This is a genomic window from Variovorax paradoxus, assembly GCF_000834655.1.
Taxonomy (GTDB): Bacteria; Pseudomonadota; Gammaproteobacteria; order Burkholderiales; family Burkholderiaceae_C; genus Variovorax; species Variovorax paradoxus_F.
Window position 1 is genome coordinate 71,069 of sequence record NZ_JXQQ01000004.1, and the last position, 21,311, is coordinate 92,379.

Here is a 21,311-nt window from a genome sequence, read left to right on the forward strand (position 1 = left end):
TCTTGTTCTCTTTCTGCAGGTTACGCCGGCACGATGCGCACCGCCACCAGCCGCGCGTCTTCGCCCTGCGGCACCGCGTGCCAGGGCTGCGCCGCATCGGCCCAGTGCAGGCCCTCGCTCTCGGCGCAGGTGTCGTCGTTCAACCGCCATGCACCGCGCAGGGCCAGCAGCACGCCGTGGGGCGCAGATTCGATGGCCGCGGCGCGATCCAGCACCTGCACGTCGGCGCGCCACCGGCCGCGCCGCGTCATCACGTTGAAATCGTTCGACGCACCGCCCAGCAGCGTGCAGTCGATCGCATCGTCGCCGCTGAAGGCAAAGGGCCGGTGCGGCACGTCGAGCCGGTGCGCGATGCGCCCGTCGTGCGTGAAGAGCCGCACCCCATCGCCTTCGAGCAGCATGATCTGCCGCTCGATGCCCGCGAACACCGAGAACGGCCCGGCTGCCGCGATGGTCGCGATGCTCACGCGCCAGCCGAAGCTCTCGAGCCCCGCGCCCTGCGGCCAGCTCGCGATTTCCTGCGTGGTGCCGCCGCCGTTCTTCCAGGGCATGGCGGGCAGCGTGGCGCGGGAGAAGCGCTGTACGCCGCTCATGACCGAGCCCCCTCTTGCTCTTTCCCCTCCCGGGGGAAGGCTGGGATGGGGGCAGCGCCCAACGAGCGTTGTGAATGGGTCGAGGCCGTTGTGCCCCCACCCCAACCCTCCCCCGGGAGGGGAGGGAGAAATACCGATGCGAATGCGCGGCTCATCGCATCAACCCGCCCTGGCGCAGCTTCTGCTCGAAGTGCCGCAGCACCAGCGTCATCGTGCCGGTCAGCACGAAGTACACGAGCGCGATGGCCAGGTACACCTCCAGCGAGCGGTACGACACGCTGATGATCTTCTGCCCCTCGTGCATCACGTCGTGGATCGTCAGCAGCGACACGAGCGCCGAGTTCTTGATGAGCGCGATGAACTCGTTGCCCAGCGGCGGAATCATCCGCACCACCGCCTGCGGCAACACGATCTGGCGCATCGCCACGCCGGGCGTCATGCCCAGCGACTGCGCGGCCATCGTCTGGCCCTTGTCGATCGACTGGATCGCGCCGCGCACGATCTCCGACACATAGGCGCCGGAGTAAACGCCGAGCCCCAGCACGCCGCACAGGAAGGCAGGCAGCAGGATGCCGAAGTGCGGCAGGCCGAAGAACAGGATGAACAGCTGAACCAGCAGCGGCGTGCCGCGAATGGCCGCCACATACGCGGTGCACACGCCATAGATCCAGCGCCGCTTCGGATTCAGCCGGCCGATGCCGACGATGAGCCCGAGCACGCAGCCCAGCGCGAGCGCGCAGGCGGTGATCTCCACCGTGACGAGCGCACCGCGCAGCAGGTCGGGCCAGCCCTGCCAGACCGGGGAGAAATCGAGATCCATGGTCAGCCCCCTCGGCGGCCGGATGCCGGGCCGCCCAAAGCCGGCCGCGCCTCCCCCTTGGGGGGTGAAGTTACACGCGCGCAGCGCGTGAAATGCCGGGGGGCCAACATCACTTGAACCACTTCTTCACGATCTGGTCGTAGGTGCCGTCGGCCTTGAGCTTCTCGATCGCGGCGTTCACGGCCTTGGTGAGTTCGGGCGTGTCCTTGCGGATCGCCATGCCGTATTCCTCGGTGGTGATCTGCTCTGGCAGCACCTTCAGGCCGCCGCGCGTGCGCACGTACTGGTAGGCGGCGGGCTTGCCGGTGACGGCGGCGTCGGCACGGCCGATGTCCACCAGGTTGAACATCTCCTGGTTCTTCTCGACCTCCATCAGCTGCACCTGCGGGAATTTCTCCTTGGTGTACGACACCGACTTGGTGCCCACCTGCACGCTGACCTTCTTGCCGTTGATGTCGGCCGGTGTCTTGATGGCCGTGTTGCCGTCCTTCACCATCACGACAAGGCCGCCCGCGTAGTACGGCACGGTGAAGTCGACCACCCTCTTGCGCTCGTCGGTGATGTAGATGGCCGAGACGGCCATGTCGAAGCGCTTGGAAATGAGGCCCGGAACGAGCCCCTTGAAGTCGATGTCGATCCACTCGATCTTGCGGCCCATCGCCTTGCCGACGGCCTCGACCAGCTCCACGTCGAAGCCGGTGCGCTTGCCGTTCTCCACGAACTCCATCGGCGGGAAGGTGGCATCGGTGGCCACGCGCAGCGGCTCGCCTTGGGCTTGCGCGGCGCCCGCGAAACCGATGAGGGCGGCGGCGGCAACGGTGAAAAGAGTGCGACGGGTGTTCATGAGAGCGAAACTTTCGTGAGTTTGAAAAAGGCAGGTGCGACTGGCTACTGCAGCGCGCGGGAGATGCGGGCCGCCGTGACGACGGTCATGTGGAGCAATGCAGCTTCCATGCCCTGCACGCGCGTGATCGGCGCCATGAGCGTGATCGCGCCGCGCAGGCGCCGGCCCGAGGCCAGCACCGGCGCACTCACGCCCCAGACGCCGGCATCGACCTCGCCCTGCGTCACGGCATGGCCGGCTTCGCGGATCGCATCGAGTTCGGCGGCGCGTTCGGCGCGGCGTTCAGCGCTCTCGCCGAGGCCATCGAGCAACGCATCGCGCTGGTCGAGCGGCATGTGGGCCAGCAGGCACTTGGCGCTCGCGCCGTCGCTGGCCGGAACGCTGCGTCCCCGGTCGAACGAGCAGCGCAGCGAATGTTCGCTGTCGATCATCTCCAGGCACACCACGCGGTCGTTCACCGCGGTGACCAGCGCCACGCTCTCGTGGCTCTGCTGCACCAGCGCGCGCATGTCGGCGCGGGCGGCCATGACGAGGTCGGAGTTGCCGTCGAAGCCGCTGGCCAGTTGCACGCTTACCGGACCGGGCGAGTAGCGCCCATCGGACTCCATCACGAAGCCCCAGCGTCGCAGCGTGGCGATCTGCCGGTACAGCGTGCTCTTGACCAGGCCGGTGGCCTGCACAAGCTCGGCCGCCGTCATCGCGACCTTGCTCTGCGCCAGCACCGACAGCACGAAAAGCGCGCGGTCGCTGTGGGCGGGGGCGTCGGTCGGGGGCGTCATCGCAGGCAGTATCTTGCTCGCCGTTCTCACATCCAAGCCCGGATTCCCACCCGGTGGGAATGGGCTGGATTTTTACTTCTACCTTTGTCTTGCGGGTTTGCGCGACAGCGACCCGCTCAGCGCACCATCGGCAGCTTCAGGCCCTGCTTCTTCGCGGTGGCGACGGCGATGTCGTAGCCCGCATCCGCATGGCGCATGACGCCGGTGGCCGGGTCGTTCCACAGCACGCGCTCGATGCGCTTGGCGGCCGCATCGGTGCCGTCGCACACGATCACGACGCCCGAGTGCTGCGAGTAGCCCATGCCGACGCCACCGCCGTGGTGCAGGCTGACCCAGGTGGCGCCGCCCGCGGTGTTGAGCAGCGCGTTGAGCAGCGGCCAGTCGCTCACCGCATCGGTGCCGTCCTTCATGGCTTCGGTCTCGCGATTCGGGCTCGCGACCGAACCCGTATCGAGATGGTCGCGGCCGATGACGATGGGCGCCTTCAGCTCGCCGTTCTTCACCATCTCGTTGAAGGCCAGGCCCGCGATGTGCCGCTCGCCCAGGCCCAACCAGCAGATGCGCGCGGGCAGGCCCTGGAAGGCGATGCGCTCGCGCGCCATGTCGAGCCAGCGGTGGGTGTGGGTGTTCTCGGGGAACAGTTCCTTGATCTTGGCATCGGTCTTGTAGATATCTTCCGGATCGCCCGAGAGCGCCACCCAGCGGAACGGGCCCTTGCCTTCGCAGAACAGCGGGCGGATGTAGGCGGGCACGAAGCCGGGGAAGTCGAAGGCGTTCTTCACGCCCTCGTCGAACGCGACCTGGCGGATGTTGTTGCCGTAGTCGACGGTCGGGATGCCCATGGCCTGGAAGTCGAGCATGGCCTGCACGTGCACGGCGCACGATCTGGCGGCCGCCTTCTTGAGCGCGTCGTGCTGCGAGGCGTCCTTCATCGCAGCCTGCCATTGCGGCACCGTCCAGCCCGAGGGCAGGTAGCCGTTGATGAGGTCGTGCGCGGAGGTCTGGTCCGTCACGAGGTCCGGCTTGATGCCACCGGCCTTCGCGCGCCTCACCAGCTCGGGGAGGATGTCGGCCGCGTTGCCCAGCAGCGCGATCGACACGGCTTCTTTCGCGTCGCAGTGCTGCTTGATGAGCTCGAACGCATGGTCGATGTCGCGCGCCTGCTTGTCGACATAGCGCGTGCGCAGACGAAAGTCGATGCTCGACTGCTGGCACTCGATGTTGAGCGACACCGCGCCCGCGAGCGTGGCCGCGAGCGGCTGCGCGCCTCCCATGCCGCCCAGGCCCGCCGTGAGGATCCACTTGCCCGCGAGGCTGTTGTCGTAGTGCTGGCGGCCGGCTTCGACGAAGGTCTCGAAGGTGCCTTGCACGATGCCCTGGCTGCCGATGTAGATCCAGCTGCCGGCCGTCATCTGGCCGTACATGAAGAGGCCCTGGCGGTCGAGCTCGTTGAAGTGTTCCCAGTTGGCCCACTTCGGCACGAGATTGGAGTTGGCCAGCAGCACGCGCGGTGCGTTCTCGTGCGTCTTGAACACACCGACCGGCTTGCCCGACTGGATGAGCAGCGTCTCGTCGTCGTTCAGTTCCTTCAGCGACGCGAGGATCTGGTCGTAGCAGGCCCAGTTGCGCGCGGCGCGGCCGATGCCGCCATACACCACGAGGTCCTGCGGACGCTCGGCCACCTCGGCGTCGAGGTTGTTCTGCAACATGCGGTAAGGCGCTTCGGTGAGCCAGCTCTTGCAGTTGAGCGTGCTGCCGCGCGGGGCGCGGATCACGCGCGTCGGGTCATGGCGCGGGTCGGTGGCGTCGGGGTTGTTGAGGGCGAATTTTTCGGGAGCGTTCATGGCGTGGTTCTCCTATCGAGTGATGTTTTACGAGTGACTGGGCAGGATGTTCAGCAGCGCGGCCGGCAGCTCGGCCTTCAGCGCCCACTGGCGCATGGCTTCGATGTCGGGAGCGAGGTAGCGGTCGCGTTCGAGGAAGGCGACGTTCTGGCGGATGCGGGCGAATTCGGCTTCGACCAGCGGCGAGCTCTTGAGCTTTCTCTTGAGCTCGATGCCTTGCGCGGCGGCCATCGCCTCTATGCCGACGACAACGGCCGTGTTGTTGACCATGTCGCCCAGGCGGCGCGCGGCGAAGGTGGCCATCGAGACGTGATCTTCCTGGTTGGCCGAGGTGGGCAGGCTGTCGACGCTGGCGGGGTGCGCGAGCGACTTGTTCTCGGAGGCGAGCGCGGCGGCGGTGACCTGCGCGATCATGAAGCCGGAATTCAGGCCGCCATCGCGCACGAGGAACGGCGGCAGGCCCGAGAGGCCGGTGTCGAGCAGCAGCGCGATGCGGCGCTCGGCGATGGCGCCGACCTCGCTCACCGCGAGCGCAATGATGTCGGCCGCGAAGGCGACCGGCTCGGCGTGGAAGTTGCCGCCCGAGATCACCTCGCCGGTGTCGCAGAACACCAGCGGGTTGTCCGATGCCGCATTGGCTTCGATGACCAGCACGCGCGATGCATGCGCGAGGTTGTCCAGGCACGCGCCCATCACCTGCGGGATGCAGCGCACCGAGTACGGGTCTTGCACGCGGCCGCAGTCGGCGTGCGAAGGGACGATCTCGCTGCCTTCGAGCAGCGTGCGCACGGCGCCGGCGACTGCGATCTGGCCGGGCTGGCCGCGTGCGGCATGGATGCGTGCATCGAAGGGCTTGATCGAGCCCTGGATCGCTTCGAGCGACAGCGCGCCCGACATCAGCGCGGCGGCGAACACGTCTTCCGCTCCGAAGAGTCCGGCGAGCGCCAGCGCGGTCGACACCTGAGTGCCGTTGAGCAGCGCGAGGCCTTCCTTCGGCCCGAGCACGAAGGGTTCGAGGCCGATGCTGCGCATCGCTTCGGCGCCGCTGACCGTCTTGCCGTCGGCCAGCGTCGCCTCGCCCTCGCCGATCAGCACGCAGGCCATGTGCGCGAGCGGCGCGAGGTCGCCCGATGCGCCGACCGAACCCTTGCACGGAATGCTCGGCGTGACGCCTGCATTGAACAGCGCCAGCAGCGCATCGACCAGCGCGGGCCGCACGCCCGAGTGCCCGCGCGCCAGGCTCACCGCCTTGGCCGCGAGGATCATGCGCACCACCGGCGCGGCCAGCGGCTCGCCCGTGCCCACGCTGTGCGAAAGCACGAGGTTGCGCTGCAGTTCGGCCAGGTGGTCGTTGCCGATGCGCGTGCTCGCGAGCTTGCCGAAGCCGGTGTTGATGCCGTAGACAACCTGGTCGTTCTCGACGATGTGGCGCACCGCCGCTTCGGCCTCCGCCATGCCATCCAGCACCGACGGATCGAGCGCGAGCCGAACGCCGCCGGCCTGGATGCGCCGCAGCATCGCAAGGTCGACCTTGCCGGGCGTGAGGGTCAGGATGGCGTCGGAGGAAGCGGTGTGATGGCTTGGCATGTGAACCTGTCTATACAAGTAGTTGCGAGAGATAACGATCGATCTGCAAAACGAAAAAGAGCTACCCGAAGCTCGGGTTGCCGTCGGCCTTGAAACGGCTGCCCAGGCTGTAGCGCGAAGCGGGATGCAGGCAGCGCACCCAGGTCACGGGCGTGTTGCGCGTCCAGGTGCGGCGCGTGAGCAGGAGGCAGGGGTCGGTGACTTCCATCGCGAGCCGCTCGGCCTGTTCGGCGTTGGGCAGCACGGCATCGACGACGTGTTCGATCTGGTCGAAGGGCACGTTGCGCACCAGGTACTCGCTGGGCGGCACGGCGGTGAAGTCCTGCTCGAGGTAATCGGGCACGACCTGCGGGTTGACGTAGCGCTCTTCGAGCTGCACCGGCGTGTCGTTCTCCAGGTGCAGGCAGGCGCTGTGGAACACGGAGTCGCCCGCGCGCAGGTCGAGCCACGCGGCCACGTCGGGCGAGGCGGCGATGCGCTCCACCGCGAGCATCTCGCAGCGGTAGTCGTGGCCGCGCTGGCGAATTTCGCTCGCGATGTTGGCGATCTGCAGCAGCGTCGATTGCGGCTTGTTCTCGGCCACGAAGCTGCCCACGCCGGCCACGCGCACGATGCGGCCCTGCTCCACCAGTTCGCGCAGCGCGCGGTTCACCGTCATGCGCGCCATGCCGAACTGCGCGACCAGCTCGTGCTCCGAGGGCAGGCGGTGGCCGGGCGGCCAGGTGCCGTCCTGGATCTTGCGGGAGATGTGGTCCTTGACTTGCGCGTAGAGCGCGAGGGTGGGCAGGTCGCGTTTCATCGTACGGCGTTCAATGCTCCGCGGCGGCCATCGACTCTGCGCGGATTTCTTCCGTCAGGCGGGCCTTGATGTCCATGAACTCGGGCGAGGTCTTGATCGTGTAGCTGCGCGGATGCGGAAAATCGACCGCGATCTCGGTCTTGATGCGCCCCGGCCGCGCGCTGAACACTGCCACGCGGTTGGCCATGAAGATCGCCTCGTCGATGTCGTGCGTGACGAAGAGCACCGTCTTCTGCGCCGACTCCCAGATGCCCAGCAAGAGCTCCTGCATCAGCACGCGCGTCTGGTTGTCCAGCGCGCCGAAGGGCTCGTCGAGCAGGAGCATCTTGGGGTCGTTGGCGAGCGCGCGCGCGATGGCCGTGCGCTGCTGCATGCCGCCCGAGAGCTGCTTGGGAAAGTGATGCTCGAAGCCGCGCAGGCCCACCTTGGCGATGAAGAACTCGCTGCGCTCCTTCTGGTCGGCCTCGCTCATGCCGCGCTCGCGCAGGCCGAAGCGGATGTTCTGCGCCACGGTGAGCCACGGAAAGAGCGTGTAGCTCTGGAACACCACGCCGCGGTCGGCGCCCGGGCCTTCGATGCGCTCGCCGTCGAGCAGCACCTGGCCGGTGGTCGGGAAATCGAGCCCCGCCACGATGCGCAGCAGCGTCGACTTGCCGCAGCCCGAGGGGCCGAGGATGGTGACGAAGTCGTTCTCCTTCACCTCGAAGTCGATGGGCAGCAGCGCCTGCGTGCTCTGGCCCTTGGTGCCGGTGAAGACGCGCGAGACGCCCTGGATGGAAAGCTGGTTCTTCACAGTGCGGCCCATGCAAAGAGGCGGCGGTTCAGCGCCTTGAAAGCGAAGTCGGAGAGGAGGCCGATGACGCCGATCACGATGATCCCGAAGATGATCTGCCCGGTGTTCAGGAGCGCCTGGCTGTCGGTGATCATGTGGCCGATGCCCGAGGACGAGCCGATCAGCTCCGCCACGATCACGTAGGTCCATGCCCAGCCGAGCACAAGGCGCAGCGTTTCGGCGATACCCGGCGCGGCGCCCGGAATGAGCACGCGCGCGACGATGCCGCGGCTGTTCGCGCCGAGGGTGTACGCCGCTTCGACGAGGTCGCGCCGAGCGCCGCCCACGGTGACGGCCACCATCAGCACGATCTGGAAGAACGAGCCGATGAAGATCACCAGCAGCTTCTGCATTTCGCCCAGGCCCGCCCAGAGAATGAGCAGCGGAATGAAGGCCGACGCCGGCAGGTAGCGGCAGAAAGAGACGAAGGGCTCGAAGAAGGCCTCGACGGTTTTCCACGTGCCCATCGCGATGCCCAGCGGCACCGCGAAGACGGCGGCGAGCAGGAAGCCGCCGAACACGCGCCACACGGTCATGCCGATGTCGCCGATGAAGCCGTATTCGGTGAAGAGGAGCCAGCCCTCCTTGACCATGGTGGGCGGGCTCGCAAGGAAGGTCGGCGAAACGAAGCCGCCGAGCGTGGCGAGCGACCACACGAGCACGAACACGACGAAGAAACCGAGCCCCAGCAGCACGCGCGCACGGGCGCCGATGGGTTCGAGCGGCGCGAACGCGCGGCGGCGCACGGGCGCCACGGCGGGTGGAGGTGACACGGCGCCCGCCGATGCCGCGCGGGGCGGCACCTGGGGCAGCGTCTTACTTGACGTAGCTTGCATCGAAGGTGACTGCGTAGTCTTCAGGGGCCTTGCGGATCACGCCGGCCTCCAGCAGGATCGCCGCGGCTTCCTTCATGAAGGTGGTGAGTTCGCCGGCGAAGAACTTCTGGTTGGCCGCCTTGTCCTGCCAGCGCAGGTACGCCGACGACTTGGCGAACTGCTCGCCGCTCTGCTTGACGGCCGAGCCCATGAGTTCGTTCGACTTGGCCGGGTCGGCCTTGATCATGTCCAGCGCATCGAAGTACGACTTGGTGAGCGCGGCGGCGGCCTTGGGGTTGGCCTTGAGCCAGGTGGGCGCGCAGCCGACGGTGTCCATCACCATCGGGTAGTCGAGCGTGGTGGCCAGGATCTTGCCGGCCGCCGGGTTGGCGCGCACGGTCGAGAGGTAGGGCTCGTAGGTCATGGCGGCGTCGTTCTGGCCGGCCACGAACGCCTGGGCGGCAGGCTGCGGCTCGAGCGAGACAACCTTCACGTCCTTCAGGCTCATGCCGTTCTTGCTGAGCATCCAGGCCAGGCCGAAGTACGGCGCGGTGCCGGGCGCGCTCACGCCGATGGACTTGCCCTTGAGGTCGGCGAAGGTCTTCACGTCGTTGCGCACCGCGATGCCGTCGGCACCGTAGGACTTGTCCATCTGGAAGATCTGCACGATCGGCACGCCATTGGCGTTCCAGGCCACGTGCGTTTCCACCGTGGTGGCGGCGCACTGGATGGCGCCCGAGGCCAGGGCCAGGTGGCGGTCCTTCTGGGGGATCATCTTTAGTTCGACGTCCAGGCCGTTCTTCTTGAAGATGCCGGCCTTGTCGGCCAGCGAGAGCGGCGCAAAGCCGGTCCAGCCGGACATGCCGAGCGAGATCTTCGTGTCCTGGGCGGCGGCCGTGCCGGCCATGCCTGCTGCACATGCACCTGCTGCCAGCAGCGAAGCGATTTTCACAACTAGCGTCTTCTTGACCATGGGTACTCCTGGTTCCGTTTCTTGAGATGGCTCGGCGGTGCGCCCCGGTGGCCGGGCTGCGCGCGCCTCGCATTGTTGCCAAGCGCCCCAACTTGTATATACAGGATAACCCGGGAGGGTCGTTTCGGTGCATTTCTTCAGGAAGATGCACCAGATTGCTGTCTAGACAAGAAAGGCGGCGGGACGGGGGTCACCATTGCAAAGCTCGTGCCACAGTCATCTCCGGGTTGCTGGGGGACAATCGACGCCTCCCCCGCCAGCCCGCCCCCCATCCCCTCCCGACGTCCGCCTCCGCCGCCCGTGTCCTCTCTCGCACCCCATCCCCTCGACGCCCCCGGCAGCAGCACCGCACCGGCCGAAATCCTCCACGAAGTCTTCGGCTATTCGCAGTTCCGCGGTGCCCAGCAGGACATCGTCGATCACGTGGTGGGCGGCGGCGACGCGCTGGTGCTGATGCCCACGGGCGGCGGCAAGTCGCTCTGCTACCAGATCCCGGCCATCGCGCGCCAGCGCGCGGGGCGCGGCGTTGCGGTGGTGGTGTCGCCGCTGATCGCGCTGATGCACGACCAGGTCGGCGCGCTGCACGAGGCGGGGGTGAATGCGGCGTTCCTCAATTCCACGCTCGACTGGGAACAGACGCAGGACGTGGAGCGCCGCATGCTGCGCGGCGAGATCACGCTGCTCTACGCGGCGCCCGAGCGCGTGAACACGCCGCGGTTCCTGTCGCAGCTCGATTCGCTCAAGGAGCGCGGCAAGCTGTCGCTGTTCGCGATCGACGAGGCGCATTGCGTGAGCCAGTGGGGCCACGACTTCCGTCCCGAGTACCGCGCGCTCACCGTGCTGCACGAGCGCTACGCGGGCGTGCCGCGCATCGCGCTCACTGCCACGGCCGATGCGCTCACGCGCGCCGACATCGTCGAGCGGCTGCAGCTGGAAGAAGCGCGCCAGTTCGTCTCCAGCTTCGACCGGCCGAACATCCGCTACACCATCGTCGAGAAGAAGGACGCGACCACGCAGCTCCTGCGCTTCATCGAGCGCGAGCACGAAGGCGATGCGGGCGTGGTCTATTGCCAGTCGCGCAAGCGCGTGGAAGACCTCGCGACGACGCTGCAGGGCGCAGGCATCAACGCCCTGCCGTACCACGCGGGCCTGGACGCCGCGGTGCGCCAGAAGCACCAGGACCGGTTCCTGCGCGAAGAAGGCATCGTGATGGTCGCGACCATCGCATTCGGGATGGGCATCGACAAGCCCGACGTGCGCTTCGTCGGCCACCTGGACATGCCCAAGAACATCGAGGGCTACTACCAGGAAACCGGCCGCGCCGGCCGCGACGGCGCCCCGGCCGATGCCTGGATGACCTACGGCCTGAACGACGTGGTCAACCAGCGCCGCATGATCGACGAGAGCCCGGCGGGCGAAGAGTTCAAGCAGGTGATGCGCGGCAAGCTCGACGCCCTGCTCTCGCTCGCCGAGGCGAGCGACTGCCGGCGCGTGCGTCTCCTGGGCTACTTCGGCGAGAAGAGCACGCCCTGCGGCAACTGCGACAACTGCCTGAACCCGCCGCAGGTGTGGGACGGCACCGATGCCGCGCGCAAGCTGCTGAGCACCATCTACCGCGTGCAGCAGCTGAGCGGCATCAGCTTCGGCGCGGGGCACATCATGGACATCCTGCGCGGCAAGGAGACCGAGAAGGTCAAGCAGTTCGGCCACGAGCGCATCAGCACCTTCGGGCTGGGCGCGGAGTTCAGCGAGGTGCAGTTGCGCGGCGTGCTGCGCCAGTTGATCGCCACGGGCGCGCTGGCGGTCGATGCGGAGGCGTTCAACACGCTCAAGCTCACCGAAGGCTCGCGCGCGGTGCTCAAGGGCGAGGCGGCGGTGACGCTGCGCGAGTCGATCTCGTCACCGGCCGAGCGCAAGACGCGTCGCGAGAAAGTCGCCAAGGGGGCGCCCTCGCCAGCTGCCGCCAAGCTCGACGACACCGGAAAGAAGCGCTTCGAGGCCCTCAAGGCCTGGCGCGGCGAGGTGGCCAAGGAGCACAACCTGCCGGCCTACGTGATCTTTCACGATGCCACGCTGGCGTCGATCGCCGAGCGCGCTCCGGCGACGCTCGAGGACCTGCAGGGCATCAGCGGCATCGGCACCAAGAAGCTCGAGGCTTATGGTGCCGAGGTGCTGCGCGTGTGCTCGGCGTTCTGAAGGGCTCTCCCCCCAGGCTTCGCGCACTTTGGTGGCGAAGCCGGTTCCGCGGTGTTCCCTTGCGCGTTCAGTTCGTGGCTGCGGGCAGGGTGATCGGCACGGGCCGCGTGAGCAGGTCGATGAAGAGTTCGAAGAAGCGCGCGTTGTCGAAGCGCTGCACCACCGTCATCTTCTGCAGCGTCGGGCCCGCGGGCTGCGAGGCGTAGCCGATCGAGCGGCCGTTGTCGGCGGCGCCCGGCTTGGCCACCACGTCGACGTAGCGCTCCACCGTCCTGGTCGCGTAGGTCGGGTCGATCAGGTAGGCGAGCGTGAGGGTGTCCCAGATGTTCTGCGTGTAGTCGGGGTTGTTCTCGAAGCCGTTCGTGCCGCTGAAGCCATAGCCGTTGAGCTTGCGGAACACCTCGGTCACGGCGGTCGGCTTGGCCGGGTGGGCGATGCGGTCGTACACCGGCTTGGTGAGGAACACGGTGTCGGTCACGTCCAGCGGCACGATCACCTGCGGAATGGGCAGGCGCACCACGAACTGCGCAGCATCGGGGTCGAACCACCAGTTGAACTCGGCCGCCTTGGTGGTGTTGCCCGGCACGTCGACGGCGCCGCCCATGTAGATGATCTTCTTGATCAGCGGCACGATGTCGGGGCTCTTCTTCACCGCGAGCGCGATGTTGGTGAGCGGGCCGATGGCCAGGATGGTGACCTCGTTCGGATTGGCTTTGACGGTGTCGATGATGAAGTCGACCGCGCTCTTGCGCTGCACCAGCGTGCGGGCGGCAAAGCCGTCGGGCGAGGGCTTGAGGTCCGCGTCGGTCTTGGGCTCGGGGCCGCTCCAGGCGCCCAGGTAGCCGTCGCCGCCTGCACCAGCGGCCATTTCGGCCTCGACGTCCGCAAAGGTGTGATTGAGCGCGTAGTTCTCGCCCACGTACACGCCGATGCGGTCGCCCACCCCGAGCCGCTCGACCGACATCAGCGCATCGGCCACGCCCTGCTTGAGCCACTGGTTGCCCGAGACCACGCTGATGCCCATGACCTGGACCTTGCCCTGCGCCTGAAGCTGCGCGGCCATGACGCCGAGCTGGCCGTCGTCGCTCATGGTGTTGTAGTCGCTGTCGATGATGATCTTGTGCGCGGGCGGCGGCGCCGCGCCGAAGCCGGGCGCGAGCCCGATGCCGCCGTTGCCGTCGCCGCCGCCACCGCAACCCGCAAGCACGGCGACGACGATGAGGGTGAACACCGTCCGGATCCATTTGCGCATCTGCTTCTCCTAAGAATTTGGTTTCCCAGTCGAGGACACTGGAATACAAACGTTTGCGCAAAGGTTTGCGCAAACGTTTGCCAAACTCTAAGGGCCGAAGCCCACGCATGGCAAGGTGCTGTGGCTAGGGGTTTTCCGCGGGGCCGCGCGAGGCGGCCCCGGTATCTGTCGACTCCTGTCAGCCCGCGGTCGGCGGCAGGTCGATCAGCCGGTTCTCGCGCAGCGGCGAGCGGTTCAGGAGGGCCGGCTGCTCTTCCTCGGGCGCGGCCTCAACCTTGTCCAGGCCGGTGCCCGGCGCGGCCTTGGCCGATGCCGTGGGCACCGGACACGCGCCGGCGTTTCGCAGCGCGAGCGCCGCAGCAAGCCGCGCCTCGGCGGGGTCGCCCAATTGGTGGCTGAAGTCGTCGGCCACGGTGCAGTTCGCGTTGGGCGCGAAGCCGTCGCCGTAGTCGCCGAAGCCCGCCTGGTTCACGCCCTTGAACTGGATCGCGAAGTAGGTGGTGCCGCAGTTGTCCTGCGGGTAGAAGCCGTAGGGCTTTCCGCAGGTGGTGCCGCCCACGAGGTTGACCGTGACGCCGATGCCGCGCAGGCTGTTGATGACCGACTCGCTGGCCGAGCAGGTGTCGGGGCTGGTCAGCACGGTGACGCGCGAGAGGCCGAGCGTGGGCAGCGGCTGGTTGGTGCGGCTGGTGCCCAGGAACGGCGTGAGGGCCTGCGCGAGCGTGAGGCGGAACGGGTTCTTGTCGTTGAAGCTCAGCAACTCGAAGGTCTTGCCCGCCGTCTGGCTGGGCCCAGCCACCATGTAGGCCAGCCGGCTCGCAATGTTGAGCTGGCCGCCGCCGTTGTAGCGCATGTCGAGCACCAGGTCCTGGATGCCGTCGCCCTTGAGCTGGTTCACCGCCGCGATGAGCTGCGCCTCGGAGGTGGTGATGTGGTCGTTGAACTGCAGGTAGCCCACCCGGTTGCCCGGATCTCCGATGGTCTTGACGTTCTGCACCGGCGTGCGGGTGACGTTGGCCGCGGTGAGCTCCAGGGTGCGCGTCGCGCCGTCCTGCTCCAGCTTGAAGGTGTGCTTCTCGCCGGCCGCCTGCGGCGAGAGGCCGCGGTTGATCACGGTCGTGTTGGTGCTGTTGAGCACGTCGATGCCGTCGATCTCGAGGATCCGCGCACCGCGCGCGATGCCTTGGGCCGCGGCAGGCGAGCTGGAGTGCGGCTCGACGAAGGCCACGCGCAGGTCGCGGTTCGGCCGGGAGCTGCGCAAGAATGCGAACTCGATCCCGTAGCCCGGCGAGATGCCGGCATTGGAGAGCTGGCGATACACCTCGGTGTCGTAGACGTAGTGGAAGCGGTCCTTCGCCCGGCCCGAGGGCGCGGTGGTGGCCGGCGTCTTGAGCACGTTGAAGAAGGCGACGGGGGTCGCGTAATCGGCCGCCTTGAGCGTGGCCGGCACCTCGTTGTACCAAAGGTAGGTTTCGTCGATCCAGCTGCGCACCCAGGTCTTCTCGTTGTCGACGGTGCCCGCGGTGTCGGGGTAGGCACTCCCGGTTTCGGGATTGATGCCGCGGCGCGGCGCGGCGCACAGGCCCGCAACCTCCGAAGAGGGAACGAGGCCGCCGCCTCCGCTGCCGCCGTCGGTGGGCGGATTGACGACGGGTGGCGGCCCGCCGACGATTGGAAAGCCGCCGCCGCCTCCTCCTCCACCCCCGCCACCACCGCCGCAGCCCGCCAGCAGGCCGGCTACGACGAGCGCCGCCGCCGCGGCACACGCGCCGGGACGCGGCAGCTGCCGCAGGTCTGTATTGCGAAAGCCCATGGATGTCCTCCTCGTGCCCGCGACGGCGGACACCCCCGTTTGTTGATCTTTACTGCACGAAGCCCATGCCGCGCGATTCGCGGACCTCGGGCTTGATGCGATGCTCGGCCTCGAGCTGGTCGAGAAACTCCGCCGCCGAAAATTCGACCGCGAGGATATCGGTCTGGCGTTTCACCGCCGCGAAATCCCCGGGGCACAGCTGCGCCAATTGCGCGAGCCGCGTTCTCACTTCGCCGGTCAGGAGCGCTGCGTCGCCCGCGAGCGCCTCGGTCACGAACATGCGCTCGCGCTGCACGGCCGTGAGCGGCTTGAACTTGATCTTGAAGGTGAAGCGCCTGAGCGCCGCCTGGTCGAGCCGGTCGAGCAGGTTGGTGGTGCAGACGAACACGCCGTTGAAGCGCTCCATGCCCTGCAGCATCTCGTTGACCTCGGTGACCTCGTAGGTGCGCTGCGCGCTGCGGCGGTCCTGCAGGAAGGAGTCGGCCTCGTCCAGCAGCAGCACCGCCTTCTCGGCCTCGGCCTCCTTGAACATGGCGGCCATGTTCTGCTCGGTCTCGCCGACGTACTTGCTCATGAGGTCGCTGGCCTGCTTGATGATGAGCGGCCGGCCCACGGCCCGCGCGATGTGCTCGGCCAGCGCCGTCTTGCCGGTGCCCGGCGCGCCGTAGAAGCACAGCGTGCCGTGGCCGCGCGCCTTGAGCGCCTCGACGATGCGCGGAATCTCGAAGCGGGTCTCGACGTTGAGCATGTCGAGGTCGTAGGTGGTGACGTTGCGGCGCTCGCCGCGACCGGTGTCGAGCGTGCCAAGGGCGAGGTCGGCGTTGCGCAGCTGCCGCTCGATGAGGCCTTCCATCGAGGCATCGTCGGTCTTGGCCAGGCCCGCAAAGCGCACCGCGGTGCGGATCTGCGCCGGCGTGAGGCCCTTGCGCTCGGCCAGCTTGGCGGTGAAGGCCTCGGACACCACGACGCCTTCGAGCGTCTTCTTCACGAGCTGCTCGCGCGCGCCGGGCGGCGGCGACTTGAGTTCGAGGTGGTAGGCGAAGCGGCGGCGGAACGCAGGGTCGATCTGCTCGATGCGGTTGGTGACCCACAGCGTAGGCACCGGGTTGGCCTCCAGGATCTGGTTGACCCATGCCTTGCCGCTCACGCTGCCGCTGGTGGGCGCAGGAATCTGCTCGGCGCGCGCCATGAATTGCGCGGCCTCGGTGCTGATCGGCGGAAACACGTCCTCGACCTCGTCGAAGAGCAACGCGGCCTGCGCGCTGCCCTTCAGGAACACCTGCGCGATCTGAAGCGAGCGGTAGCGGTCGCGGCCGCTCAGCGAGTTGCCATCGCGGTCGGCGTATTCGACCTCGAAGAGCTCAAGGCCCGCGGCCTGCGCGACCACTTTCGCGAGCTCGGTCTTGCCGGTGCCGGGAGGGCCGTAGAGCAGCACGTTGACGCCGGGCTCCTTGCGCGCAACGGCGGCGCGCAGCAGCGTGACGAGCATCTGCGCGTCTTCTTCGACGAAGGAAAAATCGTGCGGCGTGAGCGCGCTCTTGGCCGAGGGCCGCGTGAACACGGCCATCAATTCGTTGTGGTCGCGGTACTCGCGCATGAGAACCGGCGGCAGCTTCTCGCTGACCTTCATGAGGTCGGCGAGGTCGGTGATGTTGTGTTCCGAAATCAGGTTCTCGACGAGGCCGATGCGCTCGAGCCGCGAGCCCGCGCGCAATGCCTCGCCGACTTCGCTCGCGTTGACGCCGGCGATGTCTGCAATGGCGGCGTAAGCCTCGGGCGCGTTGTTGACCTTGAACTCGACCAGCAGCGAGCGCAGGTCGCGTTGATACCGCGCAAGCGTGCCGTAGAGCAGCAGCGCACGCTCGGCCTTGTTCAGTTGCAGCAAGCCCGCCAGTGCGTCGATGTTCTTCTCGACCAGGGTCGACTGCTTGCGCAGGGCATGCGTGAGCCAATCACGCGTGACGGCGAGCACCGAGAGCAGGTCCTTCGGCTGGTCCTTCGCATATTCGTCCAGGTAGAAGAAAAGCGTGCCTTCTTCATACGGACCGCGCCACACGCCATGGCGCTCCAGCAGCGTGCGACCATCGAAATTCTCGACGCCCTTCCATGCCTCGTTGCCCGCGCAGCGTCGGCCGAGGAACTCGCGCAGTCGCTGCAATACCGCGGCAGGCCACACGAGGTGGCGTCCCGTGAGCGAGAGCAATCCGTTGATATCACGCCGGACATTGAAGCGCGGCCCCTGCTTGGCTGCGAGCGTGAGCACGAAGTGCGAGCACATGAGCTCGAGCACCGGCGCTTCCTTGAGGCCAGGCGAAGGCAATGCCTGCCCGCGTACCGCAGCAGCCACTACATCGACACCCGCACGCTTGACCATCAGGCAACCTCCAATGAGGAATTTCGTGGAGAGACCATAACGCAGACTTTTAGCTTCGGGAAGACGCCGAAAGGGTAAAAACCCTGATCCAGCGATTCCAGCCCACAATGCGCGCCATGGTTGGAATCGAAGAAATCCGGCGCGCCGCGGTGCGCCTTGAGGGGCAGGTGCTCAATACGCCCTGCGTCGAGTCGCGCACGCTCTCAGAGATCGTCGGTGCGCAGGTGTTCCTGAAGTTCGAGAACCTGCAGTTCACATCCTCATTCAAGGAGCGTGGCGCTTGCAACAAGCTGGTCGATCTTTCGGAGGCCGGCACGCGCGGCGTGATCGCGATGTCGGCCGGCAACCATGCGCAGGGTGTGGCCTATCACGCGCAGCGGCTGGGCCTGCGGGCCCTGATCGTGATGCCGCGCTTCACGCCCGGCGTGAAGATCGAACGCACGCGCGGTTTCGGCGCCGAAGTGGTGCTGCACGGCGACACGCTCGATGCGGCCCGCGCGCATGCGCTGGAGCTTGCCGAGCGCGAAGGGCTGACCTTCGTACACCCCTACGACGACGAAGCCATCATCGCCGGCCAGGGCACGGTGGCGCTCGAGATGCTCGACGTGGTGCCCGATCTCGACACGCTGGTCGTGGCGGTCGGCGGCGGCGGGCTGATCGCGGGCATGGCAGTCGCGGCGCGCGATCGCAAGCCGGACATCGAGATCGTGGGCGTGCAGACCACGCGGTTCCCCGGCATGGTCAATGCCGTCAAGGGCACGCACCACGTGCAGGGCAAGAGCACCATCGCCGAGGGCATCGCCGTGGGCACGCCCGGCGTGCTGACGCAGGAGATCATCGCGAGCAAGGTCGACGACCTGGTGCTGGTGGACGAAGGCGACATCGAGCAGGGCGTATTGATGCTGCTGGAGATCGAGAAAACCCTGGTGGAAGGTGCGGGTGCTGCTGGTCTCGCGGCGCTGATCCGGCATCCCGAGCGCTTCAAGGGCAAGCGTGTCGGGCTGGTGCTTTCGGGCGGAAACATCGATCCGCTGCTGCTCGCAGCCATCATCGAACGCGGCATGGTGCGGGCCGGACGGCTGGCGCGGGTACGTGTGAGCGCGCGCGATGTGCCGGGTTCGCTGGCCGAGATTACGGCGACTGTGGCCGAAGCGGGCGCTAACGTCGATGAAGTCCACCATCAGCGCGCGTTCACGATGTTGGCGGCCCAGAACGTCGACATCGAGCTGGTCCTGCAGACCCGCGGACGGGCCCATCTTGCCAGCGTGCTGACCGCGCTGAAGGACGCCGGCTTCGAAGCCGAGGAACAGCATTGAGCGTGTGAGAGGGGGCTCGCAACCCCCTAGACCGCTCTGTAGAGCCCCGCCGGTAAAATGCCGCCAGTTTTGTCATTTGTGTATTCGAGGTACTTCCCGATGTCCAACCCCACTCCCGTCGAGCCCGGCCACGCCGCAGCCGCCGAACATGACGCCGTCGAATCGGTCGTCCACCTGATGCCCATCGTGCTCCCGCTCGCAGGCGGCGTGCTGATGCTTCTCCTGGCATCCATCGCTGTCTACTTGGCCTGACAGCCTGTTGGGCAGTCGTCCGCGGGCGGTGCGGCCCGCGACGGCGCAGTCTCCCTTCGCGAAACGTTTTCTCAAACGGACCTCCGCGCCCATTGCAGGCACGGCGTCCCGTTCGGAAAGACGATTTTTCAACTTAGGAGATTTCCGATGAACGCACCCACGATGAAGGGCCTCGCCATTCAGGCGCCCTCATACGTCAAGAACGCGAAACTGATTGCCTGGGTGGCCGAGATGGCCGCGCTGTGCAAACCCGAGGCCATCTATTGGTGCGACGGCAGCAAGGAAGAGTACGACCGTCTTTGCCAGCAGCTGGTCGACGCGGGCACCTTCAAGAAGCTCAACCCCGCCAAGCGGCCCAATTCGTTCCTCGCGGTGTCCGACCCGACCGACGTCGCACGCGTCGAAGACCGCACGTTCATCTGCTCCAACGAGAAGGAAAGCGCCGGCCCCACCAACAACTGGATGGCCCCGGCCGAGATGCGCGCCACGCTGCAGCCGCTTTTCGACGGTTGCATGAAGGGCCGCACGATGTATGTGGTGCCGTTCAGCATGGGTCCGCTGGGCTCGCCGATTGCGCACATCGGCATCGAACTCTCCGACAGCCCTTACGTGGCGGTCAACATGCGCATCATGACCCGCATGGGCAAGGCCGTGTACGAGGTGCTGGGCGCCGACGGCGAATTCGTGCCCTGCGTCCACACCGTGGGTGCGCCGCTCGAAGCCGGGCAAAAGGACGTGTCCTGGCCCTGCAACAAGACCAAGTACATCGTTCATTACCCCGAGACGCGCGAGATCTGGAGCTACGGCTCGGGCTACGGCGGCAATGCGCTGCTGGGCAAGAAGTGCTTCGCGCTGCGCATCGCCTCGAACATGGGCCGCGACGAAGGCTGGCTGGCCGAGCACATGCTGATCCTCGGCGTTACGAACCCCGAAGGCAAGAAGTACCACGTGGCAGCTGCCTTTCCGAGCGCCTGCGGCAAGACGAACTTCTCGATGCTGGTGCCACCCGCCGGCTTCGAAGGCTGGAAAGTCACGACCATCGGCGACGACATCGCCTGGATCAAGCCCGGCAAGGACGGGCGCCTCTACGCCATCAACCCTGAGGCTGGCTACTTCGGCGTGGCGCCAGGCACCAACATGCTGACCAATCCGAACTGCATGGACAGCCTGAACAACGACGTGATCTTCACGAACGTCGCGCTGACCGACGACGGCGATGTGTGGTGGGAAGGCATGGAGCAAGACACCAAGACGCTGCCCGCGCATTTGACCGACTGGCAGGGCAAGGACTGGACGCCGCAGATCGCCAAGGAAACCGGCGCCAAGGCGGCGCACCCGAACTCGCGCTTCACCGTGGCAGCGACGAACAATCCGGCGCTCGACGATGCTTGGGACGATCCGAAGGGCGTGGCGATCGATGCCTTCATCTTCGGTGGCCGCCGCTCGACCACGGTGCCGCTGGTGACCGAGGCGCGCAATTGGGTCGAAGGCGTCTACATGGCTGCGACTATGGGTTCCGAAACAACCGCTGCCGCCGGCGGCCAGCAAGGCGTGGTGCGTCGCGACCCGTTTGCAATGCTGCCGTTCGCTGGCTACAACATGGCGGACTATTTCCAGCACTGGCTCAATGTCGGCAAGAAGCTCGAGGCCTCGGGCGCGAAGCTGCCCAAGATCTATACGACCAACTGGTTCCGCAAGGGTGCCGATGGCAAGTTCGTCTGGCCTGGCTATGGCGAGAACATGCGCGTGCTGAAGTGGATGATCGACCGCATCGAAGGCAAGAAGACCGAAGGCGTCGAGCACATCACCGGTGTGAGTCCGCGCTACGAGGATTTGAATTGGACGGGGCTGGAATTCAGCGCCGAGCAGTTCGCCACTGTGACGAGTATCGACAAGGCAGCCTGGCAGGCGGAGCTGAAGCTGCATGCCGAGCTTTTCCAGCAGCTGTCGCATCACTTGCCGAAGGAGCTGCCGGAGACAAAGGCTGCCATTGAGCAGCGGTTGGCTGCCTGATCGCAAGGAAATAGTGACAAACAGGGCCTTGTTAGGCCCCAGCAAAAAGCCCAATGGAGTTCCATTGGGCTTTTTTATTTGGTGGGCGGCGAGTCACCTCTTATTTCACCCGGCATTTATTCGCTTACCGGGTTCGAGCGAACGGGCGATTTCAAATCCTCAAAGCAAAAAACCCCAGTCATTGCTGACTGGGGTTTTCTGGGCTGTAA

General features: G+C 66.7%; 17 protein-coding genes. 4 read left to right on the forward strand and 13 right to left on the reverse strand.

Annotated features, from left to right (window positions below):
• Positions 1-20 precede the first annotated feature (20 nt).
• The 10 genes from RT97_RS01120 to RT97_RS01165 form a co-directional block, all read right to left on the reverse strand.
• Positions 21-593 carry a HutD/Ves family protein gene (locus RT97_RS01120; protein WP_042576939.1) on the reverse strand — a complete coding sequence of 191 codons (573 nt, stop codon included), beginning with the start codon at positions 591-593 and terminating at the stop codon, positions 21-23.
• Between the two features lie 151 nt (positions 594-744).
• Positions 745-1,413 carry an amino acid ABC transporter permease gene (locus tag RT97_RS01125; protein WP_042576940.1) on the reverse strand — a complete coding sequence of 223 codons (669 nt, stop codon included), beginning with the start codon at positions 1,411-1,413 and terminating at the stop codon, positions 745-747.
• A gap of 109 nt (positions 1,414-1,522) precedes the next feature.
• Positions 1,523-2,257, reverse strand: a complete 735-nt coding sequence (locus tag RT97_RS01130; RefSeq protein ID WP_042576941.1) for a transporter substrate-binding domain-containing protein — start codon at positions 2,255-2,257, stop codon at positions 1,523-1,525.
• A 44-nt stretch (positions 2,258-2,301) separates the two neighbouring features.
• Positions 2,302-3,036 carry an IclR family transcriptional regulator gene (locus RT97_RS01135; RefSeq protein WP_042576942.1) on the reverse strand — a complete coding sequence of 245 codons (735 nt, stop codon included), beginning with the start codon at positions 3,034-3,036 and terminating at the stop codon, positions 2,302-2,304.
• A 116-nt stretch (positions 3,037-3,152) separates the two neighbouring features.
• Complete coding sequence (gene hutU, locus RT97_RS01140) at positions 3,153-4,880, reverse strand: urocanate hydratase (protein WP_042576943.1); 1,728 nt, start codon at positions 4,878-4,880, stop codon at positions 3,153-3,155.
• 27 nt (positions 4,881-4,907) lie between these two features.
• Entirely contained in the window at positions 4,908-6,467 is a 1,560-nt protein-coding gene (gene hutH, locus RT97_RS01145; RefSeq protein WP_042576944.1) for a histidine ammonia-lyase, read from the reverse strand.
• 61 nt (positions 6,468-6,528) lie between these two features.
• On the reverse strand, positions 6,529-7,266 hold the full coding sequence (gene hutC, locus RT97_RS01150) for a histidine utilization repressor (RefSeq protein ID WP_042576945.1): 738 nt from the start codon (positions 7,264-7,266) through the stop codon (positions 6,529-6,531).
• A gap of 10 nt (positions 7,267-7,276) precedes the next feature.
• Complete coding sequence (locus RT97_RS01155; RefSeq protein WP_013538650.1) at positions 7,277-8,071, reverse strand: ABC transporter ATP-binding protein; 795 nt, start codon at positions 8,069-8,071, stop codon at positions 7,277-7,279.
• Positions 8,056-8,934: an ABC transporter permease gene (locus RT97_RS01160; protein ID WP_042576946.1), complete on the reverse strand. Its 879-nt coding sequence runs from the start codon at positions 8,932-8,934 to the stop codon at positions 8,056-8,058. The genes RT97_RS01155 and RT97_RS01160 overlap by 16 nt, the downstream gene beginning before the upstream one ends.
• A complete protein-coding gene (locus RT97_RS01165) occupies positions 8,915-9,886 on the reverse strand; it encodes an ABC transporter substrate-binding protein (protein ID WP_042576947.1) in 972 nt (323 codons plus the stop codon). The genes RT97_RS01160 and RT97_RS01165 overlap by 20 nt, the downstream gene beginning before the upstream one ends.
• A 300-nt stretch (positions 9,887-10,186) precedes the next feature.
• Between RT97_RS01165 and recQ the strand changes: the two genes are divergently transcribed.
• Positions 10,187-12,082 carry a DNA helicase RecQ gene (gene recQ / locus RT97_RS01170; RefSeq protein WP_042576948.1) on the forward strand — a complete coding sequence of 632 codons (1,896 nt, stop codon included), beginning with the start codon at positions 10,187-10,189 and terminating at the stop codon, positions 12,080-12,082.
• 67 nt (positions 12,083-12,149) lie between these two features.
• Here recQ and RT97_RS01175 read toward each other — a convergent pair whose 3' ends face one another.
• From RT97_RS01175 to RT97_RS01185, 3 genes are all read right to left on the reverse strand, one after another.
• A complete protein-coding gene (locus RT97_RS01175) occupies positions 12,150-13,334 on the reverse strand; it encodes a nucleoside hydrolase (protein ID WP_042576949.1) in 1,185 nt (394 codons plus the stop codon).
• Positions 13,335-13,512: 178 nt separating this feature from the next.
• Positions 13,513-15,147: a S41 family peptidase gene (locus RT97_RS01180; RefSeq protein ID WP_042576950.1), complete on the reverse strand. Its 1,635-nt coding sequence runs from the start codon at positions 15,145-15,147 to the stop codon at positions 13,513-13,515.
• Positions 15,148-15,196: 49 nt separating this feature from the next.
• Positions 15,197-17,521 carry an ATP-binding protein gene (locus RT97_RS01185; protein ID WP_042576951.1) on the reverse strand — a complete coding sequence of 775 codons (2,325 nt, stop codon included), beginning with the start codon at positions 17,519-17,521 and terminating at the stop codon, positions 15,197-15,199.
• Between the two features lie 116 nt (positions 17,522-17,637).
• Here RT97_RS01185 and RT97_RS01190 point away from each other — a divergent pair, with 116 nt between their 5' ends.
• From RT97_RS01190 to RT97_RS01195, 3 genes are all read left to right on the forward strand, one after another.
• Positions 17,638-18,837, forward strand: coding sequence for a threonine ammonia-lyase (locus RT97_RS01190; protein ID WP_172672135.1), 1,200 nt, complete (start codon positions 17,638-17,640; stop codon positions 18,835-18,837).
• 99 nt (positions 18,838-18,936) lie between these two features.
• Positions 18,937-19,089 (forward strand): hypothetical protein, encoded by a 153-nt coding sequence (locus RT97_RS33350; protein WP_172672136.1) that lies wholly within the window; start codon positions 18,937-18,939, stop codon positions 19,087-19,089.
• Positions 19,090-19,236: 147 nt separating this feature from the next.
• Positions 19,237-21,102, forward strand: a complete 1,866-nt coding sequence (locus RT97_RS01195; RefSeq protein ID WP_042576953.1) for a phosphoenolpyruvate carboxykinase (GTP) — start codon at positions 19,237-19,239, stop codon at positions 21,100-21,102.
• Positions 21,103-21,311: the final 209 nt, after the last annotated feature.